This is a genomic window from Micromonospora sp. DSM 45708 (genome assembly GCF_039566955.1).
In the GTDB taxonomy this organism is placed as follows: Bacteria; Actinomycetota; Actinomycetes; order Mycobacteriales; family Micromonosporaceae; genus Micromonospora.
In genome coordinates this window covers 6,743,972-6,764,133 of the sequence record NZ_CP154796.1, presented here as the reverse complement: position 1 = coordinate 6,764,133, position 20,162 = coordinate 6,743,972, and the positions used below count along the sequence as shown (strand labels likewise).

Below are 20,162 nucleotides of genomic sequence, written 5' to 3'. Positions count from 1 at the left end.
AGCTGAGACGCCGGGCGGGTGGGCGACGGACATCGCGCCGTCGCCCACCCGGCCCGTTCAGCTCGCCGCGCAGGACAACGACGGTACGGCGTTGGTGCCGCCCGACGAGCCCAGGAAGCCGAAGGTCGTGCTGCCGCCGGCACTGATCGAACCGTTGTAACCGACGTTGCGGGCGGTCACCGTCGAGCCGCTGGTGGTCAGCGTCGCGCTCCACGACTGCGTCACCTGCTGGCCGTTGGCGAACGTCCAGGTCACCGTCCAACCACTGATCGCCGCGCCACCGGCGGTCACCCGTACCTCGGCCTGGAAGCCGCCCTGCCACGAACCGGTGACCGTGTACGACGCCGAGCAGGACCGCCCGTTCGACGGCGGCGGGGTCGTCGGGGGCGGGGTGGTCGGGGGCGGGGTGGTGGTCGGCGGCGGGGTGCCACTGCCGACGGCGCTCATGATGGCGTCGATGATGCCCTGCTGGGTGACCGTGGCGCTGCTGCGGTTGAACAGCCCGAACCCGTACGCCCCGTTGTAGCCGTTGTCCCAGTAGGCGGTGGCCGCCCCGTACTTCTTGGCGGTGGACACCAGGGTGCGCGCGTAGTCCGCGCGGTACCTGTTGTTCGTCGAGTCGGCCGACGTCTTGTCGACGGAACCGTATTCACCGACGAACACCGGGTATCCACGCGCGACGAACGTGTCCCGCACCTTCTTCAGCTGCGTGTCCATGAAGTCCTGCTGCCCCCAGGTCGACTTCCGTGCCGGATTGGTGGCGGCCGGCCCCCACTGCGTGATGGTGCCGTTCTCCTCGCCGGCGAAGTCCCAGGGGTCGTAGTAGTGCACGGAGATCATGAGCCGCTGCTCGTTGGCGGGCACGGACGACGACCGGTACTGGTCCGTCGGCAGCGCGAAGCCGTAGTTGCCGACGGTGTAGTCGATGTTGGTGTTCCAGCCGGGGATGAGCAGCCAGCGCGAGGCGTTGTTCCCGCCGGTCCGCCGGACCGTGTCCACGAAGATCTGGTTGTAGGCGTTGATGTTCGAGTAACACGGCTGGGTGGGGTTGCCGTACTGGCCGTCGAACTCCTCGTTCATGGATTCGAGGATGAGGCGCTCGCTGTAGCTCTGGAACCTGGTCGCGATCTGCTGCCAGACCTTCTGGTACTTGTCCCTGATCGTCGTCTGGTTCGACGAGTCGCAGATCAACCACGAGCCGGTGATGCTCTTGTAGCCGTCGCCGTGCATGTTGATCAGCACGTACAGGCCGCGACCGTACGCGTAGTCGACGATTTCCTGGATCCGGTTCAGCCAGGCGGAGTTGATCGTGTAGTTCGGGGCGGCGCCGATGTTGCCCAGGTAGGAGACCGGGATGCGGATCGTCTTGAACCCCGCCGCCTTCACCCGGTCGATGAAGGCCTGCGTCACGACGGGGTTGCCCCATGCCGTCTCGCTGGGGATCCCGTTGGCGTTGGCCTCCAGGGTGTTCCCCAGATTCCAGCCCGCCCCCATGTCGGCGACGAGTTGGGTGGCGTTCAGCTGGGCCAGGCTGTCCGCCGACGCGGAACTCGTCATGACGGCTGCGGATCCGGCCAGCGCCAGTACGCCGGAGACCAGGGCGAACTGAACCTTTCTGAATGTGTATTTCACGACTATCTCCCGTCTTCGAATCAACCGTCACGCTGGGTTGTCGAAGCGATTCGACGATATTCGATTGCCGACGCTGGCAGTCGATGATGGGCCGCCAAAGAATAGATGCATATGCATGGATGGAGCAAGGTCGCCGGCAGCACGATCACCGTCGAGGCCGACTTTTGCGCGCTCGGTCAGCCGGGTGCGCTCGCCGCCGAGGTCGGGCTGCTCGCATACCTACCGGGGTGATCGCGTCAGCGACACCGACGAGGACCGCCAGCAGGTGCGCGGGCAGTTCCGAGGGGCGCTCCACGACCAGCCTGCGGTCACCCAGGATCTCGGCTTCCGGCAACACCGTGGCACACGTGGTGTCATCGCTCGGGTAGGTCGCATCGGGAGTGCCGTCGCCCCCGACGTCACGTCCTACCCGGGGAGGATCTCCGGCGCGCGATGCGCGCCGGGTCAGCCGGCCAGCGCCCGGCGGCAGCGGGCCAGTTCCGTGCGCAGGTCCCGGCGCAGGGCCCGGTCCAGGCCGGGCTGGGCGAGCGCCTGGGCGAAGTCGCGGGCCGCCTCGTCCCACCGGCCCAGCCGGGCCAGGGCCGTGCCCCGGTTGTAGCGCGGCACGGGGGCCGCCGACAGCGCCACCGCCCGGTCCAGGTCGGCGAGCGCGGCGGCTGCGTCGCCGCCCTCGAACCGGGCCGCGGCCCGGTTCGTCCACGCCTCCACCAGCTCGGGATCCCCGCTCAGGGCCCGGGTGAACAGTTCGTCGGCCTCGGCGAGCCGGCCGCGCTCGGCGCGGACCAGGCCCAGGGTGCACAGCAGCGCGGGCTCCTGCGGAGCACCGGCCAGCCCGGCCCGCGCGCCGGCCTCGGCGGCGTCGAACGCGCCACGCTCCACGTGCAGGTTGACCAGGGCGATCCGGGCGTCAAGGTGCCCCGGGTCGATGGCGAGCACGCGCTCCAGGTCGGCGCGCGCCCGCTCGGGGCGGCCCCGCTCCTGCTGGAGCATGGCCCGGTTGTAGTACGCCTCGGGCAGGTGCGGTCCCAGCCGGATGGCGGCGTCGTAATCCCTGATCGCGGCTCGGGCTCGGCCCGCCGCCCGGTAAAGGGCGGCGCGGTCCACGTAGTACTCGCAGTTGTCGGGGTCTTGGGCGATCACGGTGTCCAGGTCGGCCAGCGCCCGCGCGGGGTCGCCCAGCGCGAGGTGAACCTGCGCCCGGTTGTGGCGCAGCCGGGCCAGGTCCTGCGGGCGCTCGCCGGGGCCGAGCGCGGTCGTCAGCCGGGCCAGCCCGTCGTCGACCAGCCGCAGCGCGTGGTCGGGCCGGCCGGCCCGGCTGTCCAGCAGTGCCAGGCCCTGCTCGTAGAAGACCGTCGACAGCAGCCGCTGGCGTGGGTCGGCCAGCCCGGCGGCGAGGCTCAGCGCCCGCTCCAGCCAGTGCCGGGCCTGCGCCGGGTCCTGGTCGGCCGCCGGCAGGTGCCGGGCGTGCAGCATGGCGGTGGCGTACGCCGCCGACATAGTGATCTTCGGGTCGTCGGTGACGGCCCGTGTCTCGTCGTAGAGGTCGAGCGCCTCGGCGGCCCGGTCCAGGGCTGCCAGCGCGGTGGCCAGGCCGGTGGTGAACGCCCACCAGTGCCGCAGGTCGCTGTCGGGGGTGACCGCCGCCCGCCCGCGCCGGGCGACCCGGGTCGCGTGGTGGTAGTAGCCACCGGCCAGGCTGTCGCCCAGGGCCCGCCGCAACGCCTGCGGGGTGCGGGCGTCGGGCGTCGGGGCGGGGGCCCCGCCGTCGCGCAGGTCGAGACGCACCGGGGTCGGCCCGAGCCGGCGGGCCAGCGCGTCCAGCAGCTCGGCGGTCGTCTCGTCGGCACAGGCGACGTGATCGAACCGGACGGTCACCGGCCGCCGGAGCGAGCCGGCCCACGCCTCCACCAGCTCCGCCGCGCCGTAGGCCAGGCAGGCGGTCCGGCGGGCGGGGTGGAAGCGGATCGGCTCCTCCTCGGCGGCCGGCCGGGCCGCCGGATCGAGCTGGGGGACGATCGCGCGCAGTTCGACCGCGTGCCGGGCTGCCAGGCGGGGCCGCTCGGCGGCGACCCGGCCGAGGAACGCCGAGACCCCGGCGTACGGCCCGTGGTCGCGGTGGCAGTCGTAGCGCTCCGACCCGACGGTCACTGCCGGGCCGATCGCCGCAGGGGCGGGCGCCCGGGAGCGCCCGCCGTGCCGGCAGTTACCAGCACCACTCGATCCACAGCCGGCGTGCGCCGGACACCAGGCGGAGCGCAGTCGTGCGACGGATGGTCATCTTCCTCATAAGAACCTCCGATGTGATCCACCTCAGGGCTGGGCCCAGAGCGTAATCCCGGTCGATGGAAATAAGAAGAGTCTTCGCGATTCGCGTCGGACAGACGCCTTCGGCTTCCGCCCAGGAGGTCGAACAGGTGGTCGGCAGCGAGCACGCCATGGGCTGAGCGAGCAGCACCCGCGCGAGGCTCCGACGGCCACGTGCCGATACGTCCGCGTCAGTTCGCCATCGCTTGAGCAGCCACCGAGCAGCCAGCCCAACACCCACGCGACCGACCATCGTCGCCACCGCCCACCGCCGCGAGAACTGGGGTACCGGCATCGCCGGAACCCTCGAAGGCTTGCGCCGCATAGCTCATCGACGGCCCGACACACACATCGTGATGATCGCTCACCCCAACCCGGACCTCACCCGCGCAGACCCGCGAGGGACTTGGGGGGCTTCGAACATCACGATCAGTGCACCCCTGGCTTACCCCACGATGATCGGATTGCTGCGCACCGCCGCCCTGATCGTCACCGACTCCGGCGGCCTGCAGGGCGAAGCCACCAGCCTCGGCGTCCCACTCCTCGTGACCCGCCAATGCACCGAACGACCCGAAGCCCTGCAACCCGGAGCCCAGCCACCTCGTCGGCACCGACCCCGACACTATCGCCGCCGCAGCTGAGCACTATCTTCGCGCGCCACGTCCCTCGGTAGACCTATCACCGTTCGGAGACGGCCAAGCGGCCCGACGAGCCAGCTACGCCATCATGACAATGCTGAGTAGCACACGGTCGGCACCCGCAATCGACATGGGCCACGCCCCACAACCCGCAGCGCAGGTCGCCGCCCAACACCTGCCCACCGAACCGCCCCGGGTTCTTGTGACTCCAACCACCTCGCCGGGTGGAGTGGGTCCGTGGATCTGAAACATCGTCTGTCTGTCGGCGACGCAGCTCGAGAGCTAGTCAAGGCCGGCGATTAGACGCAGCGCCTCGCCGTCTCGTACGACGATCTCGCGGTAGCCCGTGGCGACAACGCCGTCCGCCCGAAGTCCCCCGAGCGCCTTCTGCAGGCTGATTTCGGCGGCACCGCAGAGGGTAGCCAGCTCGTCCTGTGTTAGCCGGATGTCGATGACCAATCCGCGGGGACTACGTCGTCCGTAGGCGGCTGCGAGTTCCCAAAGGACTCGGGCCAATCGAACTCGCACAGGGTAGGAGGTGAAGTCGATCCGTCGCCGGTTGGCCCACCGAAGACGGTCGGCGACGATCCCGGCCACTTCTAGGGCGGCTTCAGGGTAGTCGCGGAGGAAGGCTCTGAATGCGTTACGGTGGATGATGCGGATGGTCGATGGGCGACAGGCAGTGATCGTCGCCGTCCTCGGTGTGCCGTTCAGGGCGGAGATCTCTCCAACTATGTCGCCGGACACGCGGATCGCCAGCAAGGCGTGCCGGCCGTCGGACAGTGCTGCCGTGACTTTGACGAGCGCGTCATGGAGTAGGACCACGTGGGTTTCCAAGGCGCCCTCACGGAGAAGCACCTGCGCCTCGTGCACCGAGCGCCTGACTCCCACTGCCAAGAGTTGCTCTCGTGTCGACGGTTGGAGGCGTCCGAGGAACGTCGTGGGTGGCCAGAGCACTTCCTCCATGTGCACCTCCTCAGGCTCCAGAGATCATCCTTCACGTTCGGCGTCGATGTCGCTACTCCGCGCAGTAGCCCGTCACGTGATCGCATCCGCGAAGGCTTTGAGGATCACCAAGCTGACGGCGGAGCCAAGCGAGGTGAGAAACCAGGGCATAGACCGTCGGATGCGTAGGTGCTTCGCCATCGCGATCCGGGCGAGCACCACTACGAAGTCCCAGGCTTCGTTCCTGTGTCGGGTGGCTGTGGCAATCGATGGTCGCTGGCCTGCCGCGACGAGATCCGGGAAACCGAACCGGTTTGTACCACCCGCGCTGGGCAGACGGGGCCGGAGCGACAGCGCGAGCTGACAGGTGGCCGCCGTCATGGCTATCACCATGGTGGCCGCGAGGAGCACGGTAAGGGCGGCAACGCTTGTGTTGCCATCCGGCGAGACTGGCAGGGCTTGATCCACGACCGTTGCTGCCATGCCTCCTTCGGCCGTCAGTAGCGCCAGGGCTTTCGCGTCCGCATGTCTGATTGAGGCTTGCAGTGACGCCGCCGTGGCTAGGCCGACGTGAAGATCCCGCCACGTGTCCTCGCCGTTGCTTGCTCTAGGGCTTCTTCCCATGATCCGAGTAGAGGCCAGATTGGCGAGAGCCATGGGATCGAAGTATCGCTTGTCGCTAACTCGACAGTGGACCTTGTTCCTGTATTTGTATGGGATTTCCAGCGCCGCCGGCCTGTAGAGATGGGTCTCGAACGATTCGTCGCGCCAGTGAGGGATGGAAGGCATGGCTTACGTCACGGATCCAGACCGACGTGTGTTGGTCGCTGTGGACATGGAGTCCTATAGCGGCCGAGACAACGTCCTACAGCATCGAGCGCAGCTGGCCTTTCGGGAGGTCATGACGACGGCGTGCGACGAGTTGGGCTTCGACCGCGCCAACTGGTTGATCCAACAGGGAGGCGATGGTGAGCTAGCCATCCTCCCGCCGGGTGCCAGCGAGCGGGCGGTTGTGACACGGCTTACGCCGGTCCTCGATCGGTTGCTGCGCGAACACAACCGTGGGCTCAGGCATGAGGCACGTATCCGTTTGCGCGTCGGTGTTCACGAAGGGCCGGTTCATCTCGACGGGGCGAACGGCTACCCCGGCGACGCCGTCGTGACAGTCTGCCGACTGGTGGACTCGCCCCAGCTCAAGGCCGCGTTACGGCAGTTCCCGGGGGCTGCGGTCGCGCTGATTGTGTCGGACCGGCTCTACCACGACATCGTTCGCCAGTACCAGGATCTTCGGCCCGAGCACTTCCAGCAGGTGACGGCACGACTACCTGAGAAGCACTTCGAGGCCACCGCCTGGATCTACATTCCGGGCGAGAGTATTCCCACCACCAACGAGCCTCCTGGCGCTCCCGTTTCCGCCTCTGACCAACCAGACGACGGGAGCGGCGGTGAGAGCCTCGAACGCCGGGACGGCCGGTCTCGCCCTCAGCCGGCCGGTGGTGGGCAGGTCTTCCAGGACATCCGGTCGCGGGGAGTTGGCGCGATCGGCAACGGCAATTCGATCTCCGTCTCGGGCCGCCTTGAAGACCTCGACTCGTGGGGTTCGCCTCAATGAGCGACACCACCCCTGACGGAGACCCGCAGCCGCCCAGTACATCCTCCGGAGAAGCGGCGTCCGGCGACGCAGCCCTGCCGGAGCTGCGGATAGATGAGCCGGTTCGTCGTGAAGGGGAGACTGCTTCAGACTCGACAGCCGACTCGCAGGAGGAGATTGTCCCGGGTTCCTTACGGATGGACCCACGAGTGGGTGAGGAGCTGTACGGCACCCAGTTCTCAGCCGCCTACTCGGGGATCAACGCCCGCGGTGTGAACGCCGTCGGCAACAACAACACGATTCACATCGTGACTAACACGGGCCAACCGTCGGCAAAACCCATCATCAGAGATCTGGTGGGAGTACCCGATCTGCTCGCGGTGTACGCGGCGACGACCGCGGACGAGGAACTCGGGGAGAAGCTCGGCCAGCGATCCACGGCGTGCCTGGCAGGTAGACCGCACACCGGGCGGTTCAGTACCGCCTGCGTGGCGCTGGCTCGCCGCCACAAACCGGATCGAGTACATGAGATTTTGCTGCCGGGAGATGTTGCGCCGGAACTACTCCGCCGAGCGGGCGACAGCATCAAGGAGGATCACGGATACGTGCTCCGCCTGCCCGGCAACAGCCACAGTCAGGTGATGCGCCTGCTGGCAGACCTCTTTCGACGACGGTCCGCGAGCCTGTTGCTGATCAGGCATGACGACTCACGTACGGGTGTTCGGCATAGCGCCGAGGTGCAGCACAGGCGCCCCGCACCGCTGGCCGTCTTCCGTGCTCATCTTGGCCATCACCTACGCAGCCGGCTGGGGCTCAGCGACGAGAAAAGCGCCGAACTCATCCGCGGATATCTCCACCACAGCGACCTCGTCGATGCCCTGCACAGCTCCTATGGGCCCCGTGAGGTGGTGCCAATCGCTGCGGCTGTCGGGCAGAGGCATCCGGCCGACGGCGCCACACTGGCCGAGATCCTCCGTAGCTCGCAACCGCGGCGCAGGGCTCGTGCCGCGGAAATCCTGCGCTCGGAAGCCGGCGGCGCTAGCCGACGGCCCCGGCGGGCTGACCAGCACGAAAGGGCCTTCCGGATTGCTTACGCCGTCTTCGCCTGGCAGCCCCTGCATTACGCCTTCGAGGCGGCCGGCATTCTGCTCGAGGAGGTCGACGGGCAGGCCAAGCGGTTGGACTGGGGCCGGCTGGCATTACAACACCCGGTGTCGGAGTTGCTCGGACCGCTCCAGGTGGACTGGCAGGAGGGCCGAGAAGCGACCCGGTTACGGGGCGGATCGTCACGCTCAGCCTGGCTGCACGACGGCGGCATGCGCGGCGTCATCATCGATGAGGCGTGGCATGAGTTTGACAGCACTCGGCCAGCCCTACTCAAGTGGCTGGACAGGCTGGTCTCGGAGGACGACGAGCCGATGCAGCGAGCGGCCGCTGAGGCGGCTGGCCTGCTCGCGCACCATGATTTCGCAAGGGTCTGCGCTGACCTCATTGACGACTGGGCGGCTTCCCCCAAACGCCGGCTCCGGCAGGCGGCGGCCTGGGCGATGGTCGCCGCGGACATGGGTGGCCAGGTGGGTCATCTCGTCCGTCGGCAGGTTCGGGAGTGGGCTGGTGGACATCGAAATCTACAGCGAGACGCAGCCGCCCGCGTGTACGCCAGTGGGCTGCAACAACCGGATCTCAGCTGGAGCCTCGCCGACCTACGCCGCATCGCCCAAGATCCGATGCAGCAGCACACGTACACGGTCGCCGAGGGCGTGTACCAGCTCTACGCCCCGCACAGGGCGGATCAGATCATCTTCGAACTCGCGAGGTGGTCGGACGACCGACAGCTACAACTGCATGCCGCCGGCGCCTTGCTCAGTTTGGCCGCGATACCGGCCGACACCTCCCCGAGCGGCGTTCCCGAACTCATGGTCAGAGCCGCAGCGCAGGAGGTCGACAGCCACGATCTCGTACGCCTCTGGCAGGTGGCGCTGTTGACAGCCGATGTGTCGCGGAGGGCATGGAGCACCTTCGAGCAATGGCTGACCAAGGCTGACTCCGACGAAGCCCTGCGTAAGGCGACCGCGGCGTTGGTCACCGACCTCACCGCTTTACCAAGCATTGGTCGCCGGATGAGGTTCCACCTCGCCCGGCATTCGCAGTTCGAGGACGGGCTACCGGAATGGCTCGACGCCGCGATGAGGAAGTGACGACATGACCGACACCACCAACACGGCCGGTTCGCCCGCAGCCTGGCGCCGGTTCCGATCCTGGCTACTGACGCTATGGCACCGTCTCGTGGCGGCGCTGCGCGGACCCGAGCCTGTCCCCATGCCACCGCCACCCCCGCCACCACCGCCGCCAGGCCGGGTGACCGAACGCCGGGACGCGCCGGCGCCGATCATCGTTCCGGCGCGCGGTTACGTCTTCACGTTTCGCGTCCACGCCACATTCGTCTGGTCATCCGAAGGGATACCGAGGGAGTTCCTCAGCGGCTCTGCCCAGTACTTCATGCCCTATGCCGTTCGAGCCCTGACATGTCTCGCCGCCGCCCGAGCCCGCAACGTCGTCGCGCATCGCGCGAGAGAACTTGAAGTAGAGCTGCAGCGGGCCATCGCCGACAGCGGGTCGTGGCGGTACGAGCGCAACGGAGTGCGGGTGACCTGCCAGCCGTACGTTTGGGTAGAACTCGATGAGGCCGTGAAGAAGGCCGTCAAACCGTATTGGGAGCAGTTGATCAAGCTCGACTGCGAGTACGACGTGGACGCGAAACGCGCACAATACGTGGATCGGATGAGCCGTCATTGGCTCGCGATCCTCGATAAACTCGTCGACAACCCCGTCGCCAGCGGCGCGGCCAAAATGACCAACGAAAGTCTCGCTGCTGTCGTTCGAGACCTCATCGCCGAACAGAACGCCACCGCGCAGCGGCTGGAGGACCTCCTCGGTGAACGGTTACGCAACGGCGACGCCTACGAGCAGGCCACATCATTTGACATTCTGGCCGAGCGACTGAACACCCACGGACCGAAGCCCACAACAATGCCGGCCCCAGGCTCGAACGGCTCGTCCCAGGGGTAACTTTTACGCGCCCTCGCATCCAACCCGAACCACCGCTGACCACGGCGCATAAATGTGTGCCAGGGCCTGCTCTCGGGTGGAGCCGACATATATCGGCAGATGCCTAGATGCCAAAGCTCAAGCGCTGCGGAGAACCGCGCCTTGGCGGAGTTTGCCACGTGTGCCCGCCCACAGCCTCGTGCAGGCGTGTAGCGGCGGCGGCGCCAGAGGCAACCGTCCGTTCTTGCCAAATTCCTCGCGACCAGACCAGCGATCGCGCCCTGACCTAGACCGTAGCTAACCCGAACCCCATCCCGTTCCGGTAGAACTGTTTCCACTACCAAAACTATCGGCACGGGTCCTCAATTGTTCGCCGGGCTCTGTTGCGTTGGGCGTCGGCAAGATCGAGGCAGACTTTAGCTGTGAAAGCGTCGACTCGTTCTCGCTCCTGGCAGCCGCCGAAGTCGGCGTGATCGTCGTCGCGGTCCGCTGGTACCTGCGGTACAACCTGTCCTATCGGGACGTTGAGGAGCTGCTGGTCGAACGCGGGGTCGAGATCGATCACGTCACGGTCTACCGGTGGGTGCAGCGGTTCACGCCGCTGTTGGCCGACGCCGCCCGGTTTGCCCGCCACTCGCCAGGTGACCGTGGTTCGTTGACGAGACGTACGTGAAGGTCAACGGGGTGTGGCGGTACGTGTACCGGGCGGTCGACCAGTACGGGCAGGTCATTGACGTGCTCGTCTCTCCTCGACGGGACGCTGATGCGGCTCGGCGGTTCTTTCGACGGGCGCTGTCGACGGTGAAGGTGACGCCCACTGAGGTCGTCACTGACGCCGCGCCGGTCTACCCCAGGGTGCTCGACGAGCTGATCCCGCAGGCATGGCACCACGTCGAGCGGTACGCGAACAATCCGATCGAGGCCGATCACGGTCGGCTGAAACACCGGTTGAGACCGATGCGCGGCCTACGGACAGACAAGACAGCACAGATCATCATCGCCGGACACGCCTTCTGCAGAACCTCCGCCACGGCCGCTACGAGCTCGCTGTCGACGTCCCGCCGGCAGGACGCATCGCCGCCGCGTTCACCGAACTCGCCCGAGCGATCTGACCGCTGACCCGACACGGATTCAACCCGTCCACCGATCCGGCAACGCCACAGCGCCCTCTGCCCCGCCAGCAGGCCCGCTCAGCAGAACCAGCCGTCCTGCACCCAGCCGCGCCGGTTGATGTGGCCGTAGGCAAACCCGTAGACGTAGCCGCCGCTGCGGGGACCCTCGACCAGGAACGTCTGACCCTGATAGAGGGTGCCCATCCAGGCGCCGACGGGCTGAGTGCGGACGAACAGGTCACTCGCGCACACCGTTTCCCGCTCCCCGATCGTGCCGTTGGCGGCCTGCGCCGGGGTCGGCATGGCGAGTGTCGCGGCGACGACCGCGACCAGCAGGCCGGCGGTCACCCGGGTGCTACGCCGGCTCACCACGAGTCGTACCCACCGATGCACTCGGCGCGCAGGTAGCCCCAGTCGTTGGGGCCGAAGTCGAAGGAAGCCGCCCACCCGTTGTAGACCGGGTGCGCCCCCGGCGTATGGCCGATCTTGTTGCCGTAGAACAGGGTGCGCTTCAGGCCGGTCGGACCGCCGGCGGAGTCGTAGTTGGCGTAAAAGCTGGCGCTCTGGCAGATCACGATGGCGTGCCGTGGCACCACCGGGTCGGCGTGGGCCGGCGTGGCGCCCAGGGCGATCGTTGTCGCTCCGATGGCCAACGCGGTGGCAATCGCGCGCTTTCGTCGGGGCATGCCCACCTCCCGTACGGCGAACTTTCCTACCGGAGACCCTATCGACGGGGTTGATAAATGTCGATGGCGAGGTGGTAGTCGAGCGGGCTCCCGAGGACGCCACTGCCGCCCACCCGACGGGACCGGACGCGAGGGACGCTCGTCGCACGAGCGCCCACCGAGCACCCAACCACAGAGGACAGATACAAGGAGGGCCTGACCGCCGTTCCGGCAGGTCAGACCCCTCCTGATCTTGTGCGCCCGAAGGGACTCGAACCCCTAACCTTCTGATCCGTAGTCCGATCGGCAAGTTGTCCAGCCCGGTCAAACCGCGTCCGACCCAGTCCGACCGGGTCTCCGCAAGTATGGGATTCAAGCGACACTTACCGATGTCGTGGATGGCGTCTAGATCCATCCCAGTTCCAATGGGTCCGTGCCAGTACCCCGACATCCGAGCACCCACGGAGCACCGCAGTGCCCGCGTCTCGGGTCCTGGTCCGGGGCTCATCCGCCCGCATCGGCTGACTGGACAGTCAATGCATCGACCGACCAGACAATCAGCACGTATCGATTGACTGAACAGTTGACGACGGGGGTGCCGCGACTTGATCTCCGAGTGGTAGAAAGCAGGCGAGTGCCAACCCTCTCAGGTGATCATCATCAGCCTCTCAGGTGATCATCAGGACCTCTCTGGAGATCGCCATGTCGCGTAACCCCGTTTCCCGTCGATCGCTGCTGGCCACCGGTGGTGCCGCCGCCCTCGCCCTCGGCACGCTCACGGCCGCCCGTCCCGCCCTGGCCGGCACCACCGAGCCGCCCGCCGTCACCCCGACAGAGGCGTTGCGTCGGCTGCGCAACGGCAACCACCGCTTCGTCACTGGAAGCAGCCGTCACCCCCACCAGAGCATGGCGGCCCTGCAGCGGCTGGCCGCCGGCCAGCACCCGTTCGCCATCATCGTGGGCTGCGCCGACTCCCGGGTGGCCCCGGAGGTGCTGTTCGACCAGGGTCTGGGCGACCTGTTCGACAACCGGGTCGCTGGCAACATCGTTGACGACCTGCTGCTGGGCAGCGTCGAGTTCGCCGTGGAGGAGTTCCACAGCCCGCTGATCGTCGTACTCGGGCACGAGCGGTGCGGGGCGGTAAGCGCCACGATCAACGCCATCCGGACCGGCGGTACCGCTCCCGGCCACATCGGCACGATCGTGGAGAGCCTCCGCCCGGTGGTGGAGCCGCTGCTCGACCAGCCGGGCGACGTGGTGGAGAACAGCGTCCAGGCCAACGTCCGGGCGCAGGTCGCGGGGCTGGTGCAGCGCAGCCACCTGATCGCCGAGCGGGTGGACGCCGGCACCCTCAAGGTGGTCGGGGCTCGGTACGACCTCGACACCGGCACGGTCACGCTGGTCGACTGACGCCGGCCCGGTCGCCCGGTCACTCGGTCCACGGATCAGAAGGCCAGCGGTTCGAGTCCGTTCGGGCGTACTTCACGATCAAGGCCGTGGCTAGCGGAGATGCCGGTCGCGGCCTTGATCGCCTTCGTGGACTGGACGGAGCCTCCCAGGATTTGGAATCTGCTGCTCCGATGGTGCTGCGTTGTCGGTGTGCTATTTCGGCGGTGGTCCGCGCTGGTTGGTGATGACCAGGTCTTTGGGTGTCGGGTGGGGCCAGCGACGGTGAAAACAGCGACTCTCGACCGGCTCTACGAGGCGTCCAGTGCGGCGGAGGCGATCTGGGGTGTGACCGCGGACGGGGGGCTGCTGCGGTTGGTCGAGATCGGCCGATAGCTCGCAGCGAGTGACGGAAAAGCCGGCCGTTCACTCGAACGAGTGACCAGTCTGAGTGTCGGCGCCAGGACCAGCGGGGATCGTGAGAGTCCCGACGGAGCGACGGGGTACCCCCTGGGCCAGGGGCTTCCTCATATGCCCACCGTTCCCACAATCGTTCCGATAGGCCCAACGCGGCAGGTGGGGGTTCCTGCTGAGCCCGCTCGGGACGTGGTGACGGGGCGACGAGCCATCCGGGACCGCCGCCCACAGCAGCGGGTCAGCCGTCGCCCCGTCGCCAAGTCACCGCCCGTACGACTGGGCGAGGGCCGCGCGGATGGCCGGCACCGCCTCGGCGGGGTGATGATCGCGGGGCAGGTCTCTGATCGCCGCGTAGACCGCTTCGTCGATGTCTTTGACGGTGAGGTCGCCGGGTGGGCGTTGGAACCAGCGGTAGCCGCTCAGCCGCTGCGGCAGTCCCAGATCACGTAGGTACGAATTCACGGACTCATCGGTGTTCTCCTGATCATCCGCCGTGCGCGGGACGAAGATCGTGCTCTCGGCGATGCTGTCGCAGACGGTCACCTCGACCTGATTGTCCCGCGTCTCGGCGCACCGGGCGCGGCCCGGCCTGGCGGAGGGCCCAGGTCCACCACGCCCGTGGCGCGGTGGCCCAGCAGGGCCGGGCCGTGGGTGACGAGCAGCGAGCCCGTTGACTTCGACATCGAACTCCGTCAGTGTGTGAGAGCGCTCTCTCGAAGCGCCGGGCGGATCGACTGCCCCGTTGACGCGACCGCGGCCATCCTGCCCGCCCGTCGTGTTTCAGCCCTCGTGAAGGAGTTGCCCGTGCGACACACATCAGCGACACTTCGACAACTCAGAGTCATGCTCGGCGTTCTCGCCGCGTTGTTCGTGACTGCCGCCACCACCATCTCCGTCATACCGCGTCCGGCGCACGCAGTCGGGCCCGATCTCCTGCCGGTCACCGTCGTCAACAACTCGGGTCGCGGCGAGGCGGTGTTCCTCTACATCCTCGGACAGGACATCCGTCCTGGCGGCCGGCTCGGCTACGTCAACGCGGCCGGACAGTTCTCCGCCTGGCCCGCCGGTGGCCTGCCACCGACCCCCGCACCCGACGTCGCCATCCCCGGCCCCAGCAACGGCGGCAGCGTCACCGTACGATTCCCGCGGTTCATCTCGGCCCGGATGTACTTCTCCTTCGGTCGGAAGCTGGACTTCCGCCTCAGCCCCGACGGCCTCGTCCAACCCGCACCCTGGGCCGGCGGGGATCCCAACCGGGACATCCTGTTCGACTGGTCCGAATTCACCTACAACGACTCGGGCCTGTGGCTCAACAGTTCCCAGGTGGACATGTTCGCCGTCCCGCACGCGGTGAGCGTCACCGGCGCCGACGGACGGACGATCCGCACCGGCGATCCGGTCGCCAACGGCCGGGAGAACGTGATCAACCAGATCCGGAACAACCCGGACTTCGCCCGTTCCGTGTACACCCGCTCCGACGGCACCGTCCTGCGGGTCCTCGCGCCCGGCAAAGCGATGGACGCCGGCCTGATGAACCCCAATTACCTGGACGGGTACATCAACTCAGCGTGGAACGCCTACACGAGCCGGACCCTCACCGTCGTGCCCCGCGTCAACGAGCCGAACCGGCGCTTCTTCGGCCGGACCAACGGCAACACCATGGTCTTCACCGACTCGGCAGGCGCCCAGGTCGCCACGGTCGCCAAGCCCAGCACGGCCAACGTCTGGGGCTGCGACGGGGTGTTCAACGCCCCGAACACCCCACCGTTCATCGAGCCGGAGATCAAACGGACGCTGTGCACGGCGCTGAACCGAGGCACCCTGGGCACCTCGTCGCAGGAGCCGGTACTGGACGCGAACCAGTTCTACCGCAACAGCGCGGCCAACCACTACTCGCGGATCATCCACGCCAACATGGCCGACGGCAAGGCGTACGGCTTCGCCTACGACGACGTCGGCGGCTTCGAGTCCCTGGTGCACCACGGCGACCCCCGCTCGGCCGCGATCATCCTCTCGCCCTTCACCGGCGGCAGCCCGCCGCCCACCACGCCGCCCCCGGCTGCTGGTTCGGCCATCGTCAGCAACTGGCACAACAAGTGCATCGATGTGCCCGGCGGAAACTTCAACGACGGCCAACGCCTCATCGTCTGGGACTGCACGAACGGCGTCAACCAGCGCTGGGAGTTCGTCAACGGCACCCTGCGCACCCAGAACAACAAGTGCATGGATGTCGCCTGGGGCTCCACCTCCGACGGCGCCGCCATCCAGATCGCCAACTGCTCTGGCAACCCGGCCCAACAATTCGTTCTCGGCGGAGCCGGCGACCTCGTCAACCCGCAGGCCAACAAGTGCGTCGACATCAAGGACTGGAACCCGAACAACGATGCCGTCCTGCAACTCTGGACCTGCAACGGCGGCGCCAACCAGAAGTGGCGCCGCGGCTGACCGATCGCTTGTTCGGCTCGTTGCGGGGCGTCCGGTCGGTCGCCCCGCAACGGGGGCCCGGCCACCATCGTCCGTGATGGCGAGCGGCTGGTAGCGGATCGCCCCGCGTCCACCGCTGCCGGCACCGTGCCGGCCCGGACCACTCCTCTTCGCACGGTAGGCGACCGCCCGCGATCAGTGAGTGGAACGGGCACCCGCCAAAAGGCCGTCGAGCAGCCCGCGCAGGCCGAACCGGAACCAGGTGTCGAGGTCGGTGTCGGGTCGGGTCTGGCTGGCCGCGGCCAGCCAGGGCCGTTCCCGGGTCCGGCCGGTCCGCTCCAGCCGGTTGCGGGTCGCCGACCACCAGGCGTGGTCGGCCGGATCGCGCGGGATGAGGAGGGCCATGCCCTGGGCGAAGCCGCTGAGCGCCAGGTAGGCGCGGAACCCCGCGGCGGGGTCGTACCCGGCGGTGGTGAACGCCGCCACGACCCGGTCGACCATGGCGAGGACCGCCGGCCCGGTCGGCGGCCGGTCGGTGGCGAGGACGGACAGCAGCCAGGGATGGCGCCGGTACATCGCCCACTCGTCCCCGGCCAGCCGTTCGAGCCGTTGACGCGGATCGCGCGGTAATGGTGCGGCGCCGGGCGGGCGGGCGGCGATGACCTGCTCGGCCATCGCGGCGAGGAGGGCCACCCGGTTGCGGACATGCCGGTACACGGCGTGGTCGGGCATGGCGGCGCGTCGGGCGAGGACCCGCATGGAGACGGCGTCCACACCCCCGGCGTCCGCCAACTCGACCGCGAGGGCGACCAGCCGGTCGCGCGGATCACCGCCGGTGGGCGCGGGCAGAGCGGGGACGCGACGCAGGGTGGTGGCGGGGCCGTGCTCGCGGCGCCTGCGGTACGCGCGGGCCTGGCAACGCCGGGAGCAGTAGCGGCGCGGACGCCCTCGGCCGACGCCGGCGGGCAGCTCCGCCTCGCACTCGACACACCGGACACCGAGCACGCCGCCTCCAGTTTCGTCACGGCACTTCGTGTGACGAAACTACTGCACGCGGTCCGCCCGACGGCGACACCATCGGGGCATGGATTCGCCCAGTCGCAGAGATGTGCTTCGTGCCGGCGCGGTCGCCTCCGCCGCCGTCCTCTATCCGTCCCCCGCCGCCGCCGCGGCAACGGCAGCCGGTGCGTCCCCGTTCGGCCCGGTCCGGGTACGTCCGGACGACCCCCGGTACGCGGATCTCGTCCGTCGCGGCAACCGACGGTTCGTGGGCACACCGGACGAGGTGCGCGTGGTCGGCTCGACCGAGCAGGTCGTGGCGGCCGTGCAGGACGCCGTCCGCACCGGCCGGCGAGTGGCGGTACGCGGCGGCGGGCACTGCTTCGAGGGCTTCGTGGACGACCCGGCGGTCCGGATGGTGATCGACCTGTCCGGTCTGACCGAGGTCTACCACGACCCTCGACGGTTCGGTTTCGCGGTCGAGGCGGGCACCACGCTCGGCGAGGCGTACCGCAGGCTCTTCCTCGGGTGGGGGGTGACCCTTCCCGGTGGGTCGTGCCCGGGCGTCGGCGTCGGCGGTCATATCGCGGGTGGCGGCTACGGTCGCCTCTCCCGCCTGCACGGACTCGTCGTGGACCACCTCTCCGCGGTGGAGGTGGTCGTGGTCGACCGCCACGGTACCGCCCGTGCGGTGGTCGCCACCCGGGAGCCGACAGACCCGAACCGCGATCTGTGGTGGGCGCACACCGGCGGCGGCGGAGGGACCTTCGGCGTCGTCACGCGCTACTGGTTCCGCTCGCTGCCCACCCCACCCGCGCGGGTGCTCGACTTCACCGTCACCTGGCCGTGGGCCGGCATGGACGAACAGGGCTTTCACCGCCTCGCCGGCAACTTCGGCCGCTGGTGCGTCCGCAACAGCGCACCCGACTCCCGCGGCAGACACCTGTACGCCGAACTGGTCCTGCTCCGTCCGCGGACCGGCAACCACACCCTCGCCGGCCAGGTCCCGCACGACAGCCGACACCTGCTCGACGAACTCGTCGGAGCGCTCGGCGACGGCGTCGGCGTCACCCCTACCCTATCGTTGGAAACGCTGCCCTGGCTGACCGCGACCCTCGGCGGCCACGGCGACGACGGCAAGAACTGGCGGTTGAAGGTCAAGTCCGCCTTCCATCGCGCGCCCCTGACCGAGCGGCACTTGCAGGTCGTCTACCGCCACCTCACCCGCGACAGTGACCTGCCCGCCGGTTCGTTGAGCCTCAACACCTACGGCGGCGCGATCAACGCCGTGCCAGCCACCGCCACCGCCGACGTCCACCGGGACGCCTCCATGCTGCTGTTCTACCTCGCCGGTTGGACCGACGCGGCCTCGGACCCGCGACACCTGGCCTGGATCCGCGAGTTCTACCGGGACATGTACGCGGACACCGGCGGTGTACCCCCGGGCGGAGCCTACATCAACTACCCCGACATCGATCTCACCACCGCGACCCGCCCCTGGCCCGATGTCTACTTCGGACCCAACTACCGGCGGCTGCAACAGGTCAAGGCGCGCTGGGACCCCCGCGACGTCTTCCACCATGAGCTGTCGGTACGACCACCCGCCCGCTGACCAGCCTTGACCACGAGGTCGGCGGGTCCCGAGGAGGCGACGGGCACACCGACGGCAGCGGCGCTGACCGGCCTGCCTCGCATCGACTGCGGCGGCGAACTGGTCGAGTGCCGGACCGCTGCTCCGGCGTCCCGGTAGCGCCCGGCTCCCGCGCCGAGGTCGCCACCAGCGCACGCCGTCGTCGGGCCCGGGTCGGGGCCGGCGAGCGCTCGGGCCGCCGACGACGGCCAGGCGGACCGGCTGCTCGCCGACGGACCAATCGGGCTGCCCGTGGTGGAACGCAAGGTCCGACCGGTCGTCGACGAGATCCCCGTGAAGGAGTGGCGACACAGCGGGTTGATAAATGCCGATGGCGAGGTGGTAGTCGAGCGGGCTCCCGAGGACGCCACTGCCGCCCACCGGACGGGACCGGACGCGAGGGACGCTCGTCGCACGAGCACCCACCGAGCACCCAACCGACCACAAGGGACAGATGCAATGAGGGGCCTGACTGCCATTACGGCAAGTCAGACCCCTCATGATTTTGTGCGCCCGAAGGGACTCGAACCCCTAACCTTCTGATCCGTAGTCCGAACCCGTCAGATGCTCTCTACGCCGTGTAGCCGTCACTTCCGGCGTGTCGCTGAGTGCTGCTACGTGCCGAAAAGAGTGGCTGAGTATCTGCTGGTCAGGGCGGTGTCGCGAGCGGCATGCGACATCCTGAGGTCCGGCGGTCGGCCGTTGAGGACGTCCTACGCTGGTCCTGTTCCGAGTGTGCTGGTCAAGCTCCGAACATCCGAGCACCAACGGAGCACCATCACGGCTGGTAGCGATGTGTGATCGCGACGCCAGGGGAAGCAGCTCGGCCCGGGTCAGCCGCGATTCGGATCAGCGGTGACGGCGCGCAACTGTGGGTGGCTCCGGCGTAGCTGATCCTCCAGCCCTTGACGGAGGGTGCTGCGGGCGGCGGGGCAGCCGTGGCAGGCGCCGGCGAGCTTGACGGTGACGGTGCCGTCGCGGACGTCGAGGAGCTCGATGTGGCCGCCGTGGGAGCGGGCGAGGTCGCCGACGGGCCCGTCGAGCAACTCCTGGGCGGCGTGACGCAGTGGCCCGTCGTCCGGCTCGCCGCCGTTGTCGGCCGTGGTCCAGTGGGTCGGATCGGCGAGGGCGGCGTGTAGCGCCGTACGGACGCGGGCGCCGTCGCGGGACCACTGCCGACCGGGACGCAGTGTGGTGACGATCGCGGCGGGTTCGACGCGTACCTGGGCGAGGGTGCCGTCGTCGCGCAGGGCGGCGAGCGGGGCGGGCAGGGTGGCGGCGACGCCGGTGAAGGGCAGCATCCCGGCCGGTGTTATCCAGCGCAGTTGCTCGGCGTGACCGGCGACGGGTTGTGGGTGGATGGGAATCATG

At 68.5% G+C, this 20,162-nt stretch carries 17 protein-coding genes and 1 pseudogene; 9 read left to right on the top strand and 9 right to left on the bottom strand.

All coding sequences use genetic code 11. The annotated features are described in order from the left end of the window. Nucleotides 1-57: 57 nt before the first annotated feature. Nucleotides 58-1,557, bottom strand: a complete 1,500-nt coding sequence (locus VKK44_RS29735; RefSeq protein ID WP_343444490.1) for a cellulase family glycosylhydrolase — start codon at nt 1,555-1,557, stop codon at nt 58-60. A 180-nt stretch (nt 1,558-1,737) separates the two neighbouring features. Here VKK44_RS29735 and VKK44_RS29730 point away from each other — a divergent pair, with 180 nt between their 5' ends. Beyond that, nucleotides 1,738-1,863 carry a hypothetical protein gene (locus tag VKK44_RS29730; protein WP_343444489.1) on the top strand — a complete coding sequence of 42 codons (126 nt, stop codon included), beginning with the start codon at nt 1,738-1,740 and terminating at the stop codon, nt 1,861-1,863. Between the two features lie 213 nt (nt 1,864-2,076). On the opposite strand, the gene VKK44_RS29725 is transcribed toward VKK44_RS29730, so the two are convergent. Then, nucleotides 2,077-3,780, bottom strand: a complete 1,704-nt coding sequence (locus tag VKK44_RS29725; RefSeq protein WP_343444488.1) for a tetratricopeptide repeat protein — start codon at nt 3,778-3,780, stop codon at nt 2,077-2,079. A 362-nt stretch (nt 3,781-4,142) separates the two neighbouring features. On the opposite strand from VKK44_RS29725, the gene VKK44_RS31095 reads away from it, so the two are divergent. Then, nucleotides 4,143-4,577, top strand: coding sequence for a UDP-N-acetylglucosamine 2-epimerase (locus VKK44_RS31095; protein ID WP_458351581.1), 435 nt, complete (start codon nt 4,143-4,145; stop codon nt 4,575-4,577). Between the two features lie 279 nt (nt 4,578-4,856). Here VKK44_RS31095 and VKK44_RS29720 read toward each other — a convergent pair whose 3' ends face one another. After that, entirely contained in the window at nt 4,857-5,540 is a 684-nt protein-coding gene (locus tag VKK44_RS29720; RefSeq protein WP_343444487.1) for a Crp/Fnr family transcriptional regulator, read from the bottom strand. A gap of 72 nt (nt 5,541-5,612) precedes the next feature. Beyond that, nucleotides 5,613-6,308, bottom strand: coding sequence for a hypothetical protein (locus VKK44_RS29715; RefSeq protein ID WP_343444486.1), 696 nt, complete (start codon nt 6,306-6,308; stop codon nt 5,613-5,615). Between VKK44_RS29715 and VKK44_RS29710 the strand changes: the two genes are divergently transcribed. The 4 genes and pseudogenes from VKK44_RS29710 (at nt 6,307) to VKK44_RS29695 (ending at nt 11,270) form a co-directional block, all read left to right on the top strand. Then, entirely contained in the window at nt 6,307-7,131 is an 825-nt protein-coding gene (locus VKK44_RS29710) for a hypothetical protein (RefSeq protein ID WP_343444485.1), read from the top strand. The genes VKK44_RS29715 and VKK44_RS29710 overlap by 2 nt on opposite strands. 188 nt (nt 7,132-7,319) lie before the next feature. After that, entirely contained in the window at nt 7,320-9,308 is a 1,989-nt protein-coding gene (locus tag VKK44_RS29705; RefSeq protein WP_343444484.1) for a hypothetical protein, read from the top strand. Nucleotides 9,309-9,312: 4 nt separating this feature from the next. Beyond that, on the top strand, nt 9,313-10,179 hold the full coding sequence (locus tag VKK44_RS29700) for a hypothetical protein (protein WP_343444483.1): 867 nt from the start codon (nt 9,313-9,315) through the stop codon (nt 10,177-10,179). Between the two features lie 427 nt (nt 10,180-10,606). Further along, nucleotides 10,607-11,270 (top strand): annotated as a pseudogene (locus VKK44_RS29695) (IS6 family transposase). 78 nt (nt 11,271-11,348) lie between these two features. Here the strand turns inward: VKK44_RS29695 and VKK44_RS29690 are convergent. Further along, nucleotides 11,349-11,639 carry a hypothetical protein gene (locus tag VKK44_RS29690; protein WP_343444482.1) on the bottom strand — a complete coding sequence of 97 codons (291 nt, stop codon included), beginning with the start codon at nt 11,637-11,639 and terminating at the stop codon, nt 11,349-11,351. After that, nucleotides 11,636-11,956, bottom strand: coding sequence for a hypothetical protein (locus VKK44_RS29685; RefSeq protein ID WP_343444481.1), 321 nt, complete (start codon nt 11,954-11,956; stop codon nt 11,636-11,638). The genes VKK44_RS29690 and VKK44_RS29685 overlap by 4 nt, the downstream gene beginning before the upstream one ends. Before the next feature lie 681 nt (nt 11,957-12,637). Between VKK44_RS29685 and VKK44_RS29680 the strand changes: the two genes are divergently transcribed. Then, nucleotides 12,638-13,345 carry a carbonic anhydrase gene (locus VKK44_RS29680; RefSeq protein WP_343444480.1) on the top strand — a complete coding sequence of 236 codons (708 nt, stop codon included), beginning with the start codon at nt 12,638-12,640 and terminating at the stop codon, nt 13,343-13,345. 654 nt (nt 13,346-13,999) lie between these two features. Here the strand turns inward: VKK44_RS29680 and VKK44_RS29675 are convergent. Then, a complete protein-coding gene (locus tag VKK44_RS29675) occupies nt 14,000-14,281 on the bottom strand; it encodes a DUF5956 family protein (RefSeq protein WP_343444479.1) in 282 nt (93 codons plus the stop codon). A gap of 300 nt (nt 14,282-14,581) precedes the next feature. On the opposite strand from VKK44_RS29675, the gene VKK44_RS29670 reads away from it, so the two are divergent. Further along, nucleotides 14,582-16,183, top strand: a complete 1,602-nt coding sequence (locus VKK44_RS29670) for a beta-1,3-glucanase family protein (protein ID WP_343444478.1) — start codon at nt 14,582-14,584, stop codon at nt 16,181-16,183. Between the two features lie 174 nt (nt 16,184-16,357). Here the strand turns inward: VKK44_RS29670 and VKK44_RS29665 are convergent, their stop codons facing one another. Further along, nucleotides 16,358-17,167, bottom strand: a complete 810-nt coding sequence (locus tag VKK44_RS29665; RefSeq protein WP_343444477.1) for a TetR/AcrR family transcriptional regulator — start codon at nt 17,165-17,167, stop codon at nt 16,358-16,360. 79 nt (nt 17,168-17,246) lie between these two features. Between VKK44_RS29665 and VKK44_RS29660 the strand changes: the two genes are divergently transcribed. Beyond that, entirely contained in the window at nt 17,247-18,773 is a 1,527-nt protein-coding gene (locus tag VKK44_RS29660; RefSeq protein WP_343444476.1) for an FAD-binding oxidoreductase, read from the top strand. An 851-nt stretch (nt 18,774-19,624) separates the two neighbouring features. Here the strand turns inward: VKK44_RS29660 and VKK44_RS29655 are convergent. Beyond that, nucleotides 19,625-20,161 (bottom strand): NifU family protein, encoded by a 537-nt coding sequence (locus VKK44_RS29655; protein ID WP_343444475.1) that lies wholly within the window; start codon nt 20,159-20,161, stop codon nt 19,625-19,627. Nucleotide 20,162 lies beyond the last annotated feature (1 nt).

Bases quoted from the DNA above. Each gene is read 5' to 3' on its own strand.
- VKK44_RS29735 (WP_343444490.1), bottom strand. From the start codon at position 1,557: ATGACGAGTTCCGCGTCGGCGGACAGCCTGGCCCAGCTGAACGCCACC.
- VKK44_RS29730 (WP_343444489.1), top strand. From the start codon at position 1,738: ATGCATATGCATGGATGGAGCAAGGTCGCCGGCAGCACGATCACCGTC.
- VKK44_RS29720 (WP_343444487.1), bottom strand. From the start codon at position 5,540: ATGGAGGAAGTGCTCTGGCCACCCACGACGTTCCTCGGACGCCTCCAA.
- VKK44_RS29710 (WP_343444485.1), top strand. From the start codon at position 6,307: ATGGCTTACGTCACGGATCCAGACCGACGTGTGTTGGTCGCTGTGGAC.
- VKK44_RS29715 (WP_343444486.1), bottom strand. From the start codon at position 6,308: ATGCCTTCCATCCCTCACTGGCGCGACGAATCGTTCGAGACCCATCTC.
- VKK44_RS29700 (WP_343444483.1), top strand. From the start codon at position 9,313: ATGACCGACACCACCAACACGGCCGGTTCGCCCGCAGCCTGGCGCCGG.
- VKK44_RS29685 (WP_343444481.1), bottom strand. From the start codon at position 11,956: ATGCCCCGACGAAAGCGCGCGATTGCCACCGCGTTGGCCATCGGAGCG.
- VKK44_RS29680 (WP_343444480.1), top strand. From the start codon at position 12,638: ATGTCGCGTAACCCCGTTTCCCGTCGATCGCTGCTGGCCACCGGTGGT.
- VKK44_RS29670 (WP_343444478.1), top strand. From the start codon at position 14,582: ATGCTCGGCGTTCTCGCCGCGTTGTTCGTGACTGCCGCCACCACCATC.
- VKK44_RS29660 (WP_343444476.1), top strand. From the start codon at position 17,247: ATGGATTCGCCCAGTCGCAGAGATGTGCTTCGTGCCGGCGCGGTCGCC.
- VKK44_RS29655 (WP_343444475.1), bottom strand. From the start codon at position 20,161: ATGATTCCCATCCACCCACAACCCGTCGCCGGTCACGCCGAGCAACTG.